At 61.0% G+C, this 16,386-nt stretch carries 17 protein-coding genes and 2 tRNA genes; 7 read left to right on the plus strand and 12 right to left on the minus strand.

Annotation, left to right across the window (positions count from 1 at the left end):
* Positions 1 to 3: 3 nt before the first annotated feature.
* The 3 genes from def to orn all read right to left on the minus strand — a co-directional run bounded on the left by def (position 4) and on the right by orn (position 1,554).
* Positions 4 to 576, minus strand: a complete 573-nt coding sequence (gene def, locus AC6I97_RS11310) for a peptide deformylase (RefSeq protein ID WP_309929882.1) — start codon at positions 574 to 576, stop codon at positions 4 to 6.
* A gap of 137 nt (positions 577 to 713) precedes the next feature.
* Positions 714 to 786, minus strand: a tRNA-His gene (locus AC6I97_RS11315).
* A 132-nt stretch (positions 787 to 918) separates the two neighbouring features.
* Positions 919 to 1,554: an oligoribonuclease gene (gene orn / locus AC6I97_RS11320; RefSeq protein ID WP_224090726.1), complete on the minus strand. Its 636-nt coding sequence runs from the start codon at positions 1,552 to 1,554 to the stop codon at positions 919 to 921.
* Between the two features lie 149 nt (positions 1,555 to 1,703).
* Between orn and mptB the strand changes: the two genes are divergently transcribed.
* The gene (mptB, locus tag AC6I97_RS11325) at positions 1,704 to 3,260 is read left to right on the plus strand and encodes a polyprenol phosphomannose-dependent alpha 1,6 mannosyltransferase MptB (protein ID WP_497944909.1); all 1,557 of its coding nucleotides are present in this window, start codon (positions 1,704 to 1,706) and stop codon (positions 3,258 to 3,260) included.
* A gap of 13 nt (positions 3,261 to 3,273) precedes the next feature.
* Here mptB and AC6I97_RS11330 read toward each other — a convergent pair whose 3' ends face one another.
* Entirely contained in the window at positions 3,274 to 3,960 is a 687-nt protein-coding gene (locus tag AC6I97_RS11330) for a DNA alkylation repair protein (protein ID WP_224164555.1), read from the minus strand.
* Positions 3,961 to 4,130: 170 nt separating this feature from the next.
* Between AC6I97_RS11330 and map the strand changes: the two genes are divergently transcribed.
* The gene (gene map / locus AC6I97_RS11335; protein ID WP_497944910.1) at positions 4,131 to 4,898 is read left to right on the plus strand and encodes a type I methionyl aminopeptidase; all 768 of its coding nucleotides are present in this window, start codon (positions 4,131 to 4,133) and stop codon (positions 4,896 to 4,898) included.
* A gap of 19 nt (positions 4,899 to 4,917) precedes the next feature.
* Here the strand turns inward: map and AC6I97_RS11340 are convergent, their stop codons facing one another.
* Together AC6I97_RS11340 and AC6I97_RS11345 are read right to left on the minus strand one after the other, a co-directional pair.
* Complete coding sequence (locus tag AC6I97_RS11340) at positions 4,918 to 5,517, minus strand: GNAT family N-acetyltransferase (RefSeq protein WP_497944911.1); 600 nt, start codon at positions 5,515 to 5,517, stop codon at positions 4,918 to 4,920.
* Between the two features lie 66 nt (positions 5,518 to 5,583).
* Positions 5,584 to 6,141 (minus strand): single-stranded DNA-binding protein, encoded by a 558-nt coding sequence (locus AC6I97_RS11345; RefSeq protein WP_497944912.1) that lies wholly within the window; start codon positions 6,139 to 6,141, stop codon positions 5,584 to 5,586.
* A gap of 220 nt (positions 6,142 to 6,361) precedes the next feature.
* Between AC6I97_RS11345 and AC6I97_RS11350 the strand changes: the two genes are divergently transcribed.
* Positions 6,362 to 6,434 (plus strand) — tRNA-Arg (locus tag AC6I97_RS11350).
* Between the two features lie 44 nt (positions 6,435 to 6,478).
* Here the strand turns inward: AC6I97_RS11350 and AC6I97_RS11355 are convergent.
* Positions 6,479 to 6,931 (minus strand): SRPBCC family protein, encoded by a 453-nt coding sequence (locus AC6I97_RS11355; protein ID WP_497944913.1) that lies wholly within the window; start codon positions 6,929 to 6,931, stop codon positions 6,479 to 6,481.
* Between the two features lie 97 nt (positions 6,932 to 7,028).
* On the opposite strand from AC6I97_RS11355, the gene AC6I97_RS11360 reads away from it, so the two are divergent.
* Both AC6I97_RS11360 and ettA read left to right on the plus strand, forming a co-directional pair.
* Positions 7,029 to 7,526, plus strand: a complete 498-nt coding sequence (locus AC6I97_RS11360) for a DUF6993 domain-containing protein (protein ID WP_497944914.1) — start codon at positions 7,029 to 7,031, stop codon at positions 7,524 to 7,526.
* Between the two features lie 79 nt (positions 7,527 to 7,605).
* Positions 7,606 to 9,288: an energy-dependent translational throttle protein EttA gene (gene ettA / locus AC6I97_RS11365; protein ID WP_497944915.1), complete on the plus strand. Its 1,683-nt coding sequence runs from the start codon at positions 7,606 to 7,608 to the stop codon at positions 9,286 to 9,288.
* 54 nt (positions 9,289 to 9,342) lie between these two features.
* Here ettA and AC6I97_RS11370 read toward each other — a convergent pair whose 3' ends face one another.
* Positions 9,343 to 10,248: an acyl-CoA thioesterase gene (locus tag AC6I97_RS11370; RefSeq protein WP_309929869.1), complete on the minus strand. Its 906-nt coding sequence runs from the start codon at positions 10,246 to 10,248 to the stop codon at positions 9,343 to 9,345.
* Between the two features lie 63 nt (positions 10,249 to 10,311).
* On the opposite strand from AC6I97_RS11370, the gene AC6I97_RS11375 reads away from it, so the two are divergent.
* On the plus strand, positions 10,312 to 10,983 hold the full coding sequence (locus AC6I97_RS11375) for a DUF8185 domain-containing protein (protein WP_497944916.1): 672 nt from the start codon (positions 10,312 to 10,314) through the stop codon (positions 10,981 to 10,983).
* Between the two features lie 12 nt (positions 10,984 to 10,995).
* Here the strand turns inward: AC6I97_RS11375 and AC6I97_RS11380 are convergent, their stop codons facing one another.
* Together AC6I97_RS11380 and AC6I97_RS11385 are read right to left on the minus strand one after the other, a co-directional pair.
* Positions 10,996 to 11,409 carry a globin gene (locus AC6I97_RS11380; RefSeq protein WP_497947053.1) on the minus strand — a complete coding sequence of 138 codons (414 nt, stop codon included), beginning with the start codon at positions 11,407 to 11,409 and terminating at the stop codon, positions 10,996 to 10,998.
* 34 nt (positions 11,410 to 11,443) lie between these two features.
* Complete coding sequence (locus AC6I97_RS11385; protein ID WP_224090714.1) at positions 11,444 to 12,106, minus strand: mechanosensitive ion channel family protein; 663 nt, start codon at positions 12,104 to 12,106, stop codon at positions 11,444 to 11,446.
* A gap of 87 nt (positions 12,107 to 12,193) precedes the next feature.
* Between AC6I97_RS11385 and AC6I97_RS11390 the strand changes: the two genes are divergently transcribed.
* Positions 12,194 to 13,225: an NAD-dependent epimerase/dehydratase family protein gene (locus AC6I97_RS11390; protein ID WP_497944917.1), complete on the plus strand. Its 1,032-nt coding sequence runs from the start codon at positions 12,194 to 12,196 to the stop codon at positions 13,223 to 13,225.
* A 14-nt stretch (positions 13,226 to 13,239) separates the two neighbouring features.
* Here AC6I97_RS11390 and AC6I97_RS11395 read toward each other — a convergent pair whose 3' ends face one another.
* A complete protein-coding gene (locus AC6I97_RS11395) occupies positions 13,240 to 13,719 on the minus strand; it encodes an OsmC family protein (protein ID WP_497944918.1) in 480 nt (159 codons plus the stop codon).
* A gap of 54 nt (positions 13,720 to 13,773) precedes the next feature.
* Complete coding sequence (gene pepN / locus AC6I97_RS11400; RefSeq protein ID WP_497944919.1) at positions 13,774 to 16,353, minus strand: aminopeptidase N; 2,580 nt, start codon at positions 16,351 to 16,353, stop codon at positions 13,774 to 13,776.
* Positions 16,354 to 16,386: the final 33 nt, after the last annotated feature.

Here is a 16,386-nt window from a genome sequence, read left to right on the forward strand (position 1 = left end):
GAATCAGTGTCCGAACGGGTCAGGGTCGACGCCAGGCATCCATGTCAATCCGGGAACGCCCCAACCGTTCTTCTTGGCCTGCTTCATTGCCTTCCTGGCATATCGGTCCACAAGGCGGTTGACGTAAAGCTTGCCGTCCAAATGGTCGTACTCGTGCTGCATGACTCGAGCGAACCAGCCCGTGGCTTCGAAGTCCACAGGATTCCCGTCACCATCAAAGCCTTGGACGCGGGCCCATTCGGCACGCTGCAGAGGGTAGTGCTCTCCGGGGAAGGACAGGCAGCCCTCAATGTGCTCTTCCGGGTCCGGGAGGGCGCCTGAGACCTTTGAGAGGGTCAACACGGGATTGACCAGAACGCCTTGATCAGGGGCGTCGTCGTCGTTCGCGTACTTATACACAAAGATGCGCTTCCCGACTCCTACCTGGGGTGCGGCGAGGCCTACTCCGTTCGCGGCTTCATTGGTTTCAAACATGTCCGCGATGAGTTTCCGGAGATCGTCATCGAATACTTCGACTTCACTTGCCCGACGATGCAAAACGGGTTCGCCCCAAATGGTCACAGGGAGGACGGTCATCTCAGCTCTTCCTTGGTTGATCGCTGTGTTCCGGAAGCAACCCATGCGACTGCAGCCGGGCCAAAACAAAACAAAGGCCGCACCGGATAACCGGTGCGGCCTTTGTGGAAACCGGCTTTTTGAGCCAATCTCGGCGGGGTGAGCGACGGGGGTTGAACCCGCGACCTCCTGGACCACAACCAGGCGCTCTGCCAACTGAGCTACGCCCACCATGTGCCTTTTTCGGTAAGTCCGTATGACCGGCATTCCGTGAAGGCAACGACAAATAGCTTACCTGCTGTTTTGGGGTGAAAAGTCCACTTTTGCCGGTTTCGACGAAAAAACCTTCAAAAATGGCGCAGATCACATAGTTTCCGTTGAGCCCAGAGTCTCAGCAGTAGCCGTGATGTCTTTGGAGATGCGCTGCGCGGTAGCCGTGTCAGGCCCAGGGGCGGGCACAAAAACGGCCTGCCTGTAGTAACGGAGCTCGTCGATGGAATCCTTGATGTCCCCCAGTGCGCGATGTCCGCCATGCTTGGCCGGCGACTGGAAGTATGCCCGCGGGAACCAGCGGCGCGAGAGTTCCTTGATGGTGCTGACATCGATGACGCGATAGTGGAGGTGCTCCACAATGTTCGGCATGTCCCTGGCCAGGAACATCCTGTCCGTGCCTACGGAGTTGCCTCCCAGCGGGGCCTTGCGGGGGTCTGGAACCCACTTCTCGATGTACTCAAGCACCTGCGCCTCGGCCTCGGCCATCGTCTTGCCGTGGGGGAGTTCGTCAAGGAGCTTTGAGCGGGTGTGCATGTCTCGAACGAAGTCGTTCATTTGCTCCAGCGCTGCGTCGTCGGGCTTGATGACGACGTCCACGCCATCGCCCAGGATGTTGAGCTCGGAGTCCGTCACGAGCGCCGCAACCTCGATCAGGGCGTCGTTCTTGAGGTCCAGGCCGGTCATTTCGCAGTCAATCCAGACGATGCGTTCATTAGTAATAGGCACGCGCCTAGCCTATCCTTCAGGCGGTTCCAAGTGCTCCGATGGTAGGATTTTTGAGCACGGCAGTGTCCTTTCTTCCTGTCGTGGACAGCCCCCAGAGATTCAGATTTCTGTCCCGGAACGCAACGGGCAAACGATTGGATGAAGACCACATGACGGTGCCTGTACCCGCCGCCCAGAAGGCAGGGAAAGAAGCGCCGCCTGCGGTTGCTGCTGCCATCGAAGTGGATAACGCCAGGTCCCCGCTGATAGCCGGTTTCATTGGTTCGATGTTCCTTGTCTTCGGCTCGCTGGGCGTTGGCTGGCTCGCACCAGTGTCTGAACTTCGACGGCTTCCGCTTTTCATCTGGATGCGTACCGAAGGTGTTGGTGTCGCGATTTCCATCGTCCTGCTGGCTGTCGGTGGCATGCTGCTTGTCCGGGCTTGGCTGCGCCTGGGGCAGCGTGTCCGGGTCTGGGGACTCCAAGCCCGCAAGGCCACTCTGCAGGCCGTGGTGGCCTGGGGACTGCCCATGATGTTCACTGTCCCGCTGTTCAGCAGGGACGTCTACGCCTACATCGGCCAAGGCAGACTCATGGTTGAGGGAATGAATCCCTACGAGAATGGGATTTCCGCCCTCCCGAACTACTTCCAATTGGGTGCGGACAAGATGTGGACGGAAGCTCCCGTTCCGTACGGTCAGTTCTTCCTTTGGATCGAACAATTTGTTGTTTGGGTGACCAATGTCCAACCTGAGGCCTGCATCATGCTGTTCAGGCTGGTGGCAGTTGCGGGCGTCATACTTTGCATCATCTACGTGCCCAAGCTGGCAGAGCTCCACGGCGTCAATCCGCACCGTGCACTATGGTTGACAGCCGCCAACCCCCTCTTTCTCACCAACTTCATTGCCAGTGTCCACAACGACGCTCTCATGATTGGGCTGGCCCTGGCAGGTCTGTACTACTGCGCCACCCGCCGGGTGGTGCTGGGCTTGGTGCTGGTGACACTCTCCATTTCGGTCAAGCCAATCACGGTGGTCTTCCTGCCCTTTATCGGCTTGCTCTGGGCGGGCAAGGGTGCGTCATGGCCGCGCAAGATCCTTTTCTGGTTCCTGACAGCCGCCCTGACCTTTGGCCTCCTGTACGCCATGAGCCTGGTCAACGGGTTTGGGTTTGGATGGGTGAAGGGCCTTTCCGCCCCCGGGAGCGTCTGGATCTGGTATGCACCCATCGGTTTGATCGGCCTGGTTGTCGCCTCGATCTTCAACGTTTTTGGCCTCGATGGCTGGGGCATGGCCAAGTGGGTCTACGACGCCGGCAAGGTGCTGATGGTGGGGGCCATCGCCTGGCAGGTGTTCCGGGGAGAGCACGACCGCCTGATGCGCCGGCTCACGTTGGCCTTTGCGGCGATTGTCCTGCTGGCACCCATGATCCAGTCATGGTACGTGGTGTGGCTGATTCCGCTGTTTGCTGTAACCGGCATCCGCAACGACTGGCAGGTGAAGGCTGTCTACTTCGTGGTGTCGTTCTTCATGGTCTATGCCATCTCGGACCAACTGGATGTGTTCCCCTATCTTCAAAGTGAGGATCTCGGCCTCGCCTTGACCCTGGCGCGGAACGCGGCGGCCATCATCGCTCTTCTGTTTGCCGTTTACCTGATCTTCGTGGATCCGAAGACAAAGAGCCTTTTCCGCAAACGCGACGAACCAGGCCTGCGTCCGATCATTTAAGATTGCGCGGCGCTCAAGGAGAGGGTAGAAGCCGTACTGCCTCGCGTGTGGAGAGCGGGCTGAGGGCCGGGGCATTCTCTGCGGCGAATGCCCTGACCCACTCGGGGTTCGTCTTGCTGTACTCCCGCAAGGCCCAGCCGATGGCCTTCCGGATGAAGAACTCCTTGTCGGCAAGGTTGGGTTTGATAACAGCCGCCAGCAGTCCAGGGTCCGTCCGCGTCTTGGCCGCCAATTGAGCAGTGATGGACGCCCTCCGGATCCACATATCCTCGTCCGTGGACCACTGCAGCAAAAGCGGCGTCATGGTGGACCTGTGGGCAAGGAGGAGGGCACAGAGACGGTGGGCCACTCCGTCGACAAGGTCCCACCAGGCGCCGGTGCGGATTATTTCCTCATAGACGGGAAGCATGGCAAGGTCTTCCTTGACCATCGGCAGGCCTGTCAATTCAATGGCTGCATACCGTTCTTCGCGCGCTTGGGCATTCCGCCATAAATCACGGACGGCCTCGCGAAGGCTGACGGGTGAAGAGATGGGAAACTGCTTGGCTGCAGCCTTGGCGATCCTGCGCACCTCAGGCACCCGGATACCCCACGAGGGCATGTCCGACTTCATATACGCCTGGGCTCCGCGGGCACGCTCAGCATCCCCGGCGGTTCGAAGCTTTGAGCGGATGGCCTCAAGCAGGTCCTTGTTCTCCATTCCTCAACTGTATGACCGCGCGTTCCGGGAAGTATCCAACCCGGAAATCCACTTTGCTCTCCACCCTATGCAGACGAGCTGCCCCACGTAGAGTGGGACCAAGAGCCAGCCGGCCCCACGATGACCCCCCAGCAGTGAACCATCCCGCCCGGCATTAGTGGAGGAAACCCATGTCCATGGTGAAGACACCGGATCAGGTCTCGATGATGCGCGAGGCCGGGAGGGTGGTCGCCAACGCCTTGGCGGCGGTCAAGGAGCATGCTGACGTAGGTGTTTCCCTCAAGGAATTGGATGAGGTTGCCAGCAGCCTGATTTCCGACGCCGGGGCCAAGCCGGCCTTCCTTGATTACCACCCCCGTTGGGCAGCCGTCCCGTTTCCCGGGGTGATCTGTGCCAGTGTCAATGACGCGGTGGTGCATGGAATACCAAATGGCTACGTCCTCCAGGACGGGGACCTCCTCAGTGTGGATTGCGGTGCCTTCCTTGAAGGCTGGTGTGGAGATGCTGCCATCAGCTTCATCGTGGGGACGGCCGATCCGGTGGACCAGGCGCTGATCGATGCCACGGACGCTGCACTCGCCCGGGGTATCGAAGCTGCCCGTGTGGGCAACAAGATGGGCGACCTCGCCTATGCGATAGGCGGCGAGGCCAAGCGTGCTGGATACGGATTATTGGCCGATCATGGCGGCCACGGTATCGGCCGGACAATGCACGCCGAGCCGCCCGTCCCCAACATCGGCAGACCGGGCAGGGGTATCAAACTTCAAGAGGGGTTGGTCATTGCCATCGAACCAATGCTCATCCTGGGCGGCAAGGATGACTACTATCACGATGAAGACGAGTGGACTCTGCGTTCAGCCAGCGGAAACAAGGCCGCCCATTGTGAGCACACCGTCGCTGTCACAGCTGATGGACCAATGATCCTCACGCTGCCGTAGCTGCCGCGATGACGGCTGGCTAAGCGGGCTCGCCGTGGAGGCGAACCACGGCGCGCCCGGGAAGGGGAGTTGAAACCACCGAGAACCCGCCTTCAATGAACAGCGAAACTGTGCCGTGATACAAGTCGGACGGCCCGGCCTTTGGACGAAGGCTGGTATCGACGGGGTATGCCTCAAGGGTCGTAGCCCCGTTATTGAATGCGTGGTCAACGGCTGCCCGGAGTAACGTCGCTGCAACACCTGAGCGCCGATGGCTCGGTGAAACCACAAAGCAGCTCACCGACCAAAGGGTCCCAACGTCAACGGGCGGGAGGTCTGCCGCCCGAAGAAGCTGCGACCGTTCTATGCGGGGATAGTTTGCCCGCGGTTCCACAGCGCACCAGCCCACCGCCTGACCACCCCGGAATGCCAGCACCCCCGGCCCAGGGTCCTCGTTGAAACGTGCCCGCAGGAGTTCCTTGAGTTCGCTGGGTGCCGCAGACCTGAACTCCTTGCCGGGGAGGGCGAACCAGCGGCACCAGCACCGGGACGGCTCGCCCTTGACCCCGAACAATTCCTCCACGGCCTCCCAGGATGCCGGAGCTGTCTCCAATCGGGGAGCTGCTGCGTCGAATGCCATGGACCCAGAATATTCTCCAGTGCGGGGCTGGTCCCACCAGTTTCATCGCGGTCCCCGATGCGGAGTTCAAGCCCCGGCACCCACCAACTCACCTGTAGTGGTGTTTACCACCATCGGACCGGCACCGTCAGGACCATCGACGTCGACGGTTTCTGTCTCGTCCTCCGGGGGCGCTTGTTCGTTGTCGCCGGCCTCCCAGTCAATCCCCGGATCTTCAGGCTTCCCGGCTGTCTCGCCGGACGGGTTTGAGTCAGCGGAAGCCGACGTCCCGTTCATCCGGGTGAAGTTCGCAGAACCCCACATGAGATCGTGCCCGACCGATTCTGCGTCGATTTCTGCCACGTGGTAGATCCTGCCCTCGTGTTCCCACTGCCTCAGGCGTAACTTTCCGATGACGATGACGCGTTGCCCCTTCTTCACGCTGCAGCCGACGTGCCCGGCCAAGTAGCGAAAGGATTGCACCGTGTACCAGTTGGTGTTGCCGTCCACCCATGTATTGCTGGTGCGGTCGTAGCGCCGTTCAGTTGTCCCAAGGCGAAATGAAGCAGTGGACGTTCCGCGTGTAGTGGTGGAGCTCTTGACTTCCGAGGCTACAAAGCCGCGAAGACTAATGGTGTCGTTCATGGTGGTCCTTCTCGATATAGGAAAGTGCCCGTCCGGCCTTCTTAGCCTCATCCATGCAAACCAGGTAGGGGAGTACAGTCTTGGCCTATGTGAATAAGTCCGGCTCGTAAGGTTGTTGTGGAGGAAAAGTGTCGGTGGGCGTGGGCTGGCAGGCCGCGGTCCGAATGCACTGTAAACTCTTTGTGGCGCCAGCGGCTTAGGCTTGTATTGGCGCTTGTGCGCCCCAGTAGCTCAGGGGATAGAGCAGCGGCCTTCTAATCCGCCGGTCGGGGGTTCGATTCCCTCCTGGGGCACAAGAAATCCCCCGGAACCTGCAGGGTTCCGGGGGATTGATTCTTTAACTGCGTGGCTCGTTGGGCTGTGACTCGAGAAATTCCTTGAGATTCTGAAGGACCATGTGCCACGTCGCTGCGGAATGCTCCACTTCTTCTTCGCTCTTGTTGTTGCCTTGCGTAATGGTTACGGATGTTCCTTCGTCTGCATCGGCCAGGCGATATTCGACCGTGTGGTAGTTTTCGGGGGAATCGGGAAGTCCCGATGAAGGACTGTAGTGCGTGGTTTTCAGGAGCTGCAAGGGTTCGAAAGCCAGGATGGTGCCCTTGTCCTCGTATGCCTTCCCGTTGTACTCGCCGGAGTAGGTGATGGGATCCTCTACCCGCCAGGTCGTTTCGACATTGGTTCCGAGGAAGTATTCCTTGATGAGGCCAGGATCCGTCAGGGCCTCCCATACCTGCTCGCGCGGGGCCGCTACGGTGATCGACGCCTCGGCGTTGGGGATATTTGCTTCCATGGGCTTCTCCTTCCCGCGGCCGCCGATTCCGGCGCGCCACCACCTGGCCCACGCTACGCCCGCGGGACGTCCATGGGAATGGCAGAATGGCTATGTGATGAGCAGGGGAACCAGGGTGGAGCAGCCGGGCCATGAAAGCAACGTTCAGCTGAACGGTAAGGCTGTCGGGACCTTTCTGGTCATTATTGCTGCGCTGGCACTGTCAGCATGTACCGCGCCGTCGCCCGAAAGGCCCATGGCCGGCATCACCTCTTCAAGTCCCGCCGCGCAACAGCCCGGCAGCGGAACGAGTATGGACCCTGCTGTAGTGGCCACGAGCACGACTGTGGAGGCAACGCTGAAAAAGATCGTGGCCGCCAGCCCCAAGCCGGATACGGAATCCGTTCGGGCAGCCTTGGTTTCGGCAGGCATTCCCAAAGCCAACGTGGAAGTGTCCGTCAGCCGGACGCCCACAGGTCTTGATGTCGATGCGCTGGAAGCTGCGGCGCTGGCAGGCGATAGTTGTGTCATGGGCCAGATCCGGGACGGAGGCGTCGTGATGAGCGTGCTGCCAGTACTTGCCACGGGGAAATGCTTCGTGGGCAGCGTTCGCTAGCAGCACTGCCTGGAGCTGAGGGCAGTGTTCGACAACACCGAATGTGAGATCTGTCCGCCTACCCACTAGATTTAAGGGCATGGCGGAATTCATTTACACGATGACCAAGGCTCGCAAGGCCGTTGGCGACAAACTTATTTTGGACGATGTCAGCATGTCGTTCTACCCTGGCGCAAAGATTGGCGTCGTGGGCCCGAATGGTGCTGGCAAGTCCACCATCCTGAAGATCATGGCCGGGCTGGACACCCCTTCAAACGGCGAGGCCCGCCTGAGCCCCGGTTACACCGTGGGCATCCTCTTGCAGGAACCGCCGCTGAATGAGGAAAAGACCGTCCTTGGCAACGTCCAGGAAGGCGTTGGCGAGATCTACGGCAAGATCCAGCGTTTCAACGAGATCTCCGAAGAGATGGCGAACCCGGATGCGGACTACGACACTCTCCTGGATGAGATGGGAAAGCTGCAGGAAGCCATTGACGCTGCCGATGCCTGGGATATCGATTCCCAGCTCGAACAGGCCATGGACGCATTGCGCTGCCCGCCCGCTGATTCCGATGTCACGGTCCTCTCTGGTGGTGAACGCCGCCGCGTAGCGCTGTGTAAGCTTCTCCTCCAGAAGCCGGACCTCCTGCTCCTTGACGAGCCCACCAACCACCTGGACGCCGAGAGCGTCCTTTGGCTCGAGCAGCACCTCTCCCAGTACCCCGGTGCGGTCCTTGCCGTGACCCACGACCGCTACTTCCTGGACCACGTGGCTGAGTGGATCGCAGAAGTCGACCGCGGCCACCTCTACCCGTACGAGGGTAACTACTCCACCTACCTGGAGAAGAAGAAGGCCCGCCTTGAGGTCCAGGGCAAGAAGGACGCAAAGCTGTCCAAGCGCCTCACCGAAGAACTTGAATGGGTGCGCTCCAATGCCAAGGGCCGCCAGACCAAGTCCAAGGCCCGTTTGGCCCGCTATGAAGAAATGGCTGCGGAGGCCGAGCGCACCCGCAAGTTGGACTTCGAAGAGATCCAGATTCCGCCGGGTCCGCGCCTGGGCTCGGTAGTGATCGAGGCCAAGAACCTGAAGAAGGGGTTCGACGACCGCGTCCTGATCGAAGACCTCTCCTTCTCGTTGCCCCGCAACGGCATCGTTGGCGTCATTGGACCCAACGGTGTGGGTAAGTCCACCTTGTTCAAGACCATCGTCGGCATGGAGCCCCTGGATGACGGTGAGCTCAAGATCGGCGAGTCCGTAAAGATCTCCTACGTGGACCAGTCCCGTGGCGGCATCGATCCCAATAAGTCTCTCTGGGAAGTTGTTTCCGAAGGCCATGACTACATCCAGGTCGGCCAGGTGGAAATGCCTTCGCGTGCCTACGTTTCGGCCTTCGGCTTCAAGGGCCCGGACCAGCAAAAGAAGGCTGGCGTCCTCTCCGGTGGTGAGCGTAACCGTCTTAACCTTGCGTTGACGCTTAAGCAGGGTGGCAACCTTTTGCTCCTCGACGAGCCCACCAACGACCTCGACGTCGAAACCCTGAGCAGCCTGGAAAATGCCCTGCTCGAGTTCCCGGGCTGTGCCGTGGTGGTCTCCCACGACCGTTGGTTCCTGGACAGGGTAGCAACCCACATCCTCGCCTATGAAGGTGACGAGGAGAACCCGTCCAAGTGGTATTGGTTCGAAGGTAACTTCGACTCCTATGAGGAGAACAAGGTGGAGCGCCTCGGCGCTGATGCGGCCAAGCCGCACCGTGTGACGCACCGCCGTCTGACCCGCGACTAACGGGTAGTCACAGGCACAAAATGAGGCCGGTCCCAACAGGGACCGGCCTCATTGCTATGGAATCCTGACCATGCCCTCCTGTGCCACGGTCGCAACGTGCAGGCCTTCGCGGTTGAATATCCGCCCGGTAGCCAAGCCGCGGGCCCCTTGCGCGCTGGGGGACTCCTGAACGTACAGCATCCACTCGTCCACCCGGACCGGCCGGTGCCACCACATGGCGTGATCGAGGCTGGCGACGCTCATGCCTGGCGTCATCCAGGCGAGGCCGTGTTTGCGGAGGACGGGTTCCAACAGGGTGTAGTCGCTGGCGTACGCCAGGGCGGCCAGGTGCAGTTTGGGGTCGTCGGGCAAGGGGCCCATCGTCTTCATCCAGACGGCGTTGGTGGCCACGTGCTCGCTTGGCGGTGACACGTAAAGTGCGGGGTCGATGTGACGGACGTCGAACGGCCGCTCCGAGGACATATGCCGTGCCAACGGGTGGTCGAATTGAGCCAGCAACTCAGCCGTACTGGGCAACGACTCGGGGTCCGGCATGCCTTCGGGCATTGTCGCTTGATGATCCAGGCCTTCATCTTCAACCTGGAACGAGGCAATCATGGAAAGGATCGGCACACCGTCCTGATAAGCATGAACGCGCCGTGCCGAGAAGGACCGACCGTCACGCAGCCGTTCCACACCGAACGTGATGGGCTTATTGGCGTCGCCGGGCCGCAGGAAATAGCCGTGCATGGAGTGCGCCACCCGGTCAGGTTCCACGGTTCGCATGCCAGCCATCATGGATTGGGCCAGGACCTGGCCGCCGAAGACACGATGCCGGGGCTGTTTTTGGGAAGGTCCAAGGAAAATGTCCTCATTGGTCCGGGCTCCGTCGAAGTCACCAAGGTCCAACAGGCCAATGAGGACTTCCGTCGGATCTTCTGCGGGTGCCTCAACCTTGAGGCCGGCGTTCGTGTCTGTCATGGTTCGACTCTAGACGGCGCCCGGACCCCTCTCAACCGCGGACATGCCGGTAGAGTCGATGCTGTGACAGACCTCTTGACCCAGTCCTTCCGCTTTGCCGATCCGCGCGACCTCGTTGACCTGCGGACCTACGTCACGCGTGCCAAGAGCGTCGATGACGGCGCCATCCGCCTGCAGGCCACAGGCCAGGTATTGGCCGCGTACGTGTGTGTGCTCAGGCCACGCATTCTGGGTGAATCAACTCCCACAATCCTTGGGTTACGGACAATGGCGCTTGCAGAACCTGCCCAGGCCGATGTCACTGTGACGCTCGCCTCCGTCATGGACCGTCTTGCCCGCTCGGGTGCCGACGACGTCGAGTTGCCCATTCCGCCGTCGACGGTTTCGGAGTCATGGGCCGGCGTCGGCGCGCCCAGGAGCGGTTGGGCAGTCCTGGGGACGGTGCTCGACGCCGATCTGAAGTCAGCCGCGGAAGCCGGCATTGCCGAGGTGGCTGGCGTTGTGCCCACTGCCGCTGGCGCTGCCGTTGTGAATACGGCCCGGGCCGCCGTGTGGGGAAGGGAACTCCCCGGACTCAGTGACCTGCCTGCGGGTGCAGCCTTTGCTGCCTTCGCCTTGGGATTCCTGGGCGGGGGCGAGCAGCAGTTGTTCCGCAACGGACGCTGGTTCCGCTTAAGTGGTCCTCGTGGCCATGTACTGGTTCGTACGGGCGCAGGCTTGGGTCCGGGGTTCTAGGCCCAGCCGAACTCAGACGGCCGAGGGGCTGTTCACCATGGTCAGGGCAGCGCGTTCCATGTAGTCCCAAAGGGTTCCCTCGTGAAGAGGCGACAACCCCAGCGAGTCCACTGCTGTCCGCATGTGGAAGAGCCAGCGGTCCTTCGCTTCGGGCGTGACGCGGAACGGCATGTGGCGCATCCGCAGGCGCGGATGGCCGCGCTCGTCGCTGTAAGTAGTGGGACCGCCCCAATACTGCTCCAGGAACATGAGGAAGCGCCGTTTGGCCGGTTCCAAGTCCTCTTCGGGGTACATGGGCCGCAGGAGCGGATCCTGCGCAACGCCGTCGTAGAAGACGTCGATCAGCTTCACGAAAGTATCGTGCCCGCCCACGGCTGCATAAAAGCTGTCCGTGTAGGCAGGCTGGCTGAAGGGATCGTTCTGCATCAGCTGGCGTCGCTGACCAGCCTGGGGGTTCGTTTCACTCACTGGCCTTCTCCTCAGCCTTCTGGGCAGCATCATTGTCGTCGGTTTCCGGCGACTCCAGCGGAACGTAGTCTCCCTGCGAGCGGTTGCCCACGCGCAGGATTTCGCCGTTTCGCAGATACCAGATGGCTCCGTCCTCAGCGCGGACCCGCGTAATGCGCAGGCCCACTGATTCAACGGTACCAATCACTTCGCTGGTAACGATCACATCGCCTATTCCGTACTGGTCTTCGATGGTGATGAAGATCCCGGCGAGGAAGTCACGGATCAGCTGCTGTGCACCGAAACCGATGGCGACACCCAGTATTCCCACGCTTGTCAGCAGGGGCGCGACGTCCACGTTCATGAACTTGAGGACGTAGATGATCACGATCACCACAACCACGACGCTCACGAGGCTTGTCAGCAAAGTGCCGATGGTTTCGGCGCGCTGTGACCGGCGTTCGTGATCCAGGGCGCGGATTGCCGGTTGCACCCATTTGAAGTGGGGCTTCTTGAAGAAGGAGCTGCCGGCGGATACCCGCCGTGTGATGCGCAGGATGATGAACCGCGCCACGATCCACACCAGCAGGCCCACGCCTAAAGTGATGAGGATCGACACGAAGTCTATTTTCTCCGGTTCAATGGTGATGGTTTCCGCCAAGGGGATGGAGGTCAAGGTGGAATAACTCCTTGTCGTCGGCCCGTGTTCGCCGGGCGCGGAACACTCTGTCCACTTCCAACCCTATCGCCGTAGCGTGACGGTATGCGCATCCTGGTCCTTGGCGGTACCGCCTTCCTGTCAGCTGAAATCGCAAAGCAGGCGCTTGCCTTGGGGCACGACGTCACGTGTCTGGCCCGTGGCACCCAGGCGAACCCGCCCGACGGCGTGGCCTGGGTCCGTGGCGACCGCGCCTTGGGTAGTGCAGCCTATGGGGACGTGAACAGCAGCTGGGATGCGGTTGTCGAGGTTTCCAGGGATCCTGTTCAGGCGCGGGATGCCCTTGAAGCGTTGGGACCGCATGCGGGCCATTGGACCTTCGTGTCCAGTTGCTCGGTGTATGCGGATCATTCGGTTCCTGGCGCCGACGAGAACGCGGCGCTTCTTGAACCGTTGCCTGAAGGACAATCAGGCACTCCGGAAACCTATGGTGAATCGAAGTCTGCGATTGAGCAGATGACGCTGGCTTTGGTTGGGCACAAAGCCCACATTGTGCGGGCCGGGCTGATCGGAGGGCCAGGGGACGGCTCCGACCGTTACGGTTATTGGCCTGCGCGCTTTGCAGCCAATACGGAGCCGGTTCTCGTGCCGGACATTCCCGATGACGCCACCCAGATCATCGACGTCCGTGACCTCGCCGGATGGATCATCCAAGGGGCAGGGATGGGCCTGACGGGCACGTACAACGCGTTGGGTGATGTAGTTCCGTTCAGTGAGTACATTTCGGAATCCAGCCGCGCGGCGCTGGGCCAGGAGAGTCAGCCCGGCACGGAGCGGAGGCTGCCATCGAGCGAAATTGTCCAGGCCAACGAAGACTGGCTGGTCGGGCAAGGCGTCGAGTACTGGTCCGGGCCGGACTCACTTCCTCTCTGGTTGCCAGCGGACCACGACGGTTTCCAATCGCGAAGCAATCAAGCAGCGAAGGCGCTCGGGATGACGTTGCGCCCGTGGCAGGAGACCCTCCGGGACGCTCTGGACTATGAGCGAAGCCTGGGCTTGGAAAGGGAGCGCAAGGCAGGCTTAAGCCGTGAAACCGAACGCAGGCTGGTAGGACTCCTGCGGGAACAACAGAGCTAAGGGGGCTTACAGCGTCAGGCCGCTGCCGCCGTCGTGATTGGCTCGTGCAACACCGGGAAGTTGACGCTGCGGGCTATGAAACAGACCTGATTGGCTTCGTGGTGAAGTTGCGCCATCAAGGCCGAATGAGCCGGATCCGCGATAGTGACGTGCGGCTTCAGAGTCACGCTCTCGAATTGACCGCTGCCGTCACGATTTAGCTTCATGGTGCCCTCGGCGTTGTCCTCGTAGCCGGTAACAACAACCCCATGTTTTACCGCCACGTGCAGGAAGGAGAGCATGTGGCATTGCGATAGGGCAGCAAGCAGGAGTTGCTCGGGGTTGTAGCGCGTGCGGTCGCCGTGGAACGATGGATCTGCGGAACCTTTGAGGATGGGCAGCCCGGGAATTTCTATGTCATGATCCCGCGAGTACCCTCTGTAGCTTTCTGTACCCGCGCCCAGATTTCCAGTCCAGCGGACGGTCAATGCATAGTGGTGTTCGTTGAGGCCCATGCGGACAGTTTAGCCATCTGCCAAACAGCGCCAGCACAGGCCCCAACGGACTGCTTAGGCGTCCAGGTCCACGTCCACGTCCGCTGCCCGGGCACGGAGCGCCCGCGCCACGGCGTCCCGGTTTTCCAGCATCATGCGGCGCAGGGCAGCACTCTCCTCTGGAAGAGCTGCAAGGAATTCGTCCGTCCGGTCCACCGTGGCCTGGGTTGTTAGCTGCGCCGGGTACAGGCCCACGACGATCTGCTGGGCCAACGCGTGCGTGCGTTCTTTGACAATCCCGGGGACCGCTTCAAAGTACTTCTCAGCGTAAGGCTCCAGCAGGGTGGTGTCCGGCACCCGCATGAAGCCGGCCACTGCCGAGGCTTGCAGGGCGTTGGAGAGTTCGCCCTTGACCACGATGGAATCCCACGCTGCAGCTTTGGCCTCCGCCGTGGGAATAGCGGCCTTGGCCTGTGCCGCTGCATTTTGGCCGGTGGAGGTGTTGTCGCGGGCGAGTTCGTGGTCGATGCGCTCCTGGCCCTGCCTGCCGCCGGCCACCAAAGCGGTTAGCAGTTCCCAGCGCATGTCCTGGTCAACGGTGAGGCCCTCAAGAGTGTCGGTCCCGTCCAGCAGTGCCTGGATGCGGTCCAGCTGATCTGCGCTGCGTGCAAGTTGCGCATAGGACTTCACGAACTGCAACTGCGCATCCGAGCCGGCTTCCACCGCCGACGCGAGCTCCCACAGCTTATCGGCGGCAGCGATCGTTGCCTCCAGTTTGTGCCCGGCCGCCACATAGTAGGTCAGCGTCGTGGCAAGCTGCCGCAGCTGAACGAGGATCACAGAGGAGTCTGTTTCCTCTGCGATGTTCGCCAGTATCAGTTCGACGTAGCCGCGCGCAGGAGTTTCTCCGTCCCGTGCCGCATCCCATGCGGAGCCCCAGACCAGTGTGCGGGGCAAGCTGGCGGCAAAATCCTTGAGATGCGCTTTCGCTGTGGCCAGCGAGTGGGCGTCCAGTCGTACTTTGGCATAGGCGAGATCATCATCATTGAGCAGGATGAGGTCCGGGCGTGTGAGGCCTGCCAAGGCGGGGACTTCGGTCCGGGGACCCTCGACGTCGAGCTCCTCGCGGTGCGTCCGCTCCAGCTTGCCCTCTTCGGTGAGGTTGTAGAAGCCCACCGCAAGGCGATGGGGACGAAGCGTTGGTTGTTCATCGATCGCGGATTGCAGGATGTTGAACGCGGTGATGGTGCCGTCCTGCTCCACGTCCACCTCGGGAGCCAGGGTGTTCACGCCGGCGGTTTCGAGCCAGAGCTTGCCCCATACGTCCAGGTCACGGCCGCTTGCGGCTTCGAGTTCCACCATGAGGTCAGCCAGTTCGGTGTTCTTCCAAGCGTGCTTGGCGAAGTACGTGCGCACCCCTGACATGAACTGTTCCGGTCCAACCCAGGCAACCAACTGCCGCAGCACGGAGGCGCCCTTGGCGTAGGTGATGCCGTCGAAATTGACCTCTACGTCTTCCAGATTGTTGATTTCCGCGAAGATCGGGTGCGTGGTGGGCAGTTGATCCTGGCGGTATGCCCACGATTTCTCAACGGAGGCGAAGGTTGTCCATGCCCTGTCGAAGGCCGTGTTTTCCACAGCGGCCAGGTGGGACATGTACTCGGCGAAGGACTCGTTGAGCCAGAGGTCGTTCCACCAGCGCATGGTCACCAGGTCCCCGAACCACATGTGCGCGAGTTCGTGCAGGACCGTGATGGCACGGCGCTCGATCTGTGCGCCGGCGACCTTGCCGCGGAAGATGTAGCCTTCCAGGATTGTCACCGCGCCGGCGTTTTCCATTGCACCGGCATTGAATTCGGGGACGAACAGCTGATCGTACTTTTCAAACGGGTACGGGCAGCCAAACTGTGCCTCGAAGAATTCAAAGCCCTGGCGGGTAAGTTCGAAGATGTTGTCCGCATCCAGGTACTGCATCAAGGATTTGCGCGCGAAGACGCCCAGCGGAATGACCCTGCCGTCCGAACTTGTCACCTCGGAACGGACGGACTGGTACGGTCCGGCTATCAGGGCGGTGACATACGAGGACAGGCGCGGAGTGGGAGCGAATTCCCACACGGACCTGGCTCCACCGTCCTCGCCTGCATCAGTTTCAACCGGTACCGGGGTGGGGGAGTTGGAGACGACGTCCCAGTGTGAGGGAGCAGTGACGCGGAACGTGAAGCTGGCCTTCAGGTCCGGCTGCTCGAAGACAGCGAACATCCGCCGGGAATCCGGAACCTCGAACTGGGTATAGAGGTAGACCTCCCCATCCACCGGATCCACGAAACGATGGAGGCCCTCACCTGTGTTCATGTAGCGCGCATCGGCGACGACTATGAGTTCATTCTCGTCGGCAAGGTTTGGAAGTTGGATGCGGACGCCATCGGATACCTCGGCGGGATCCAGTTCGGTGCCGTTCAGGGTAACGCTGTAAACGCTCTCGGTCACGGCGTCGATAAACGTCGAGGCTCCAGCCTTTGCCGAAAACTTCACCACGGTGGTGGATCCGAACACCGTGGCGCCCTTGGTCAGATCCAGGGTGACGTTGTAGGACTCGACATTGAGTATTTCAGCGCGCTGCGCGGCTTCGTCGCGCGTCAGGTTAAGGCCTGGCAAGTGGTGCCTCCAGAGGTTGGGATGTCCGGCCGG

It is taken from the genome of Arthrobacter sp. TmtSoilC48 (genome assembly GCF_059739425.1).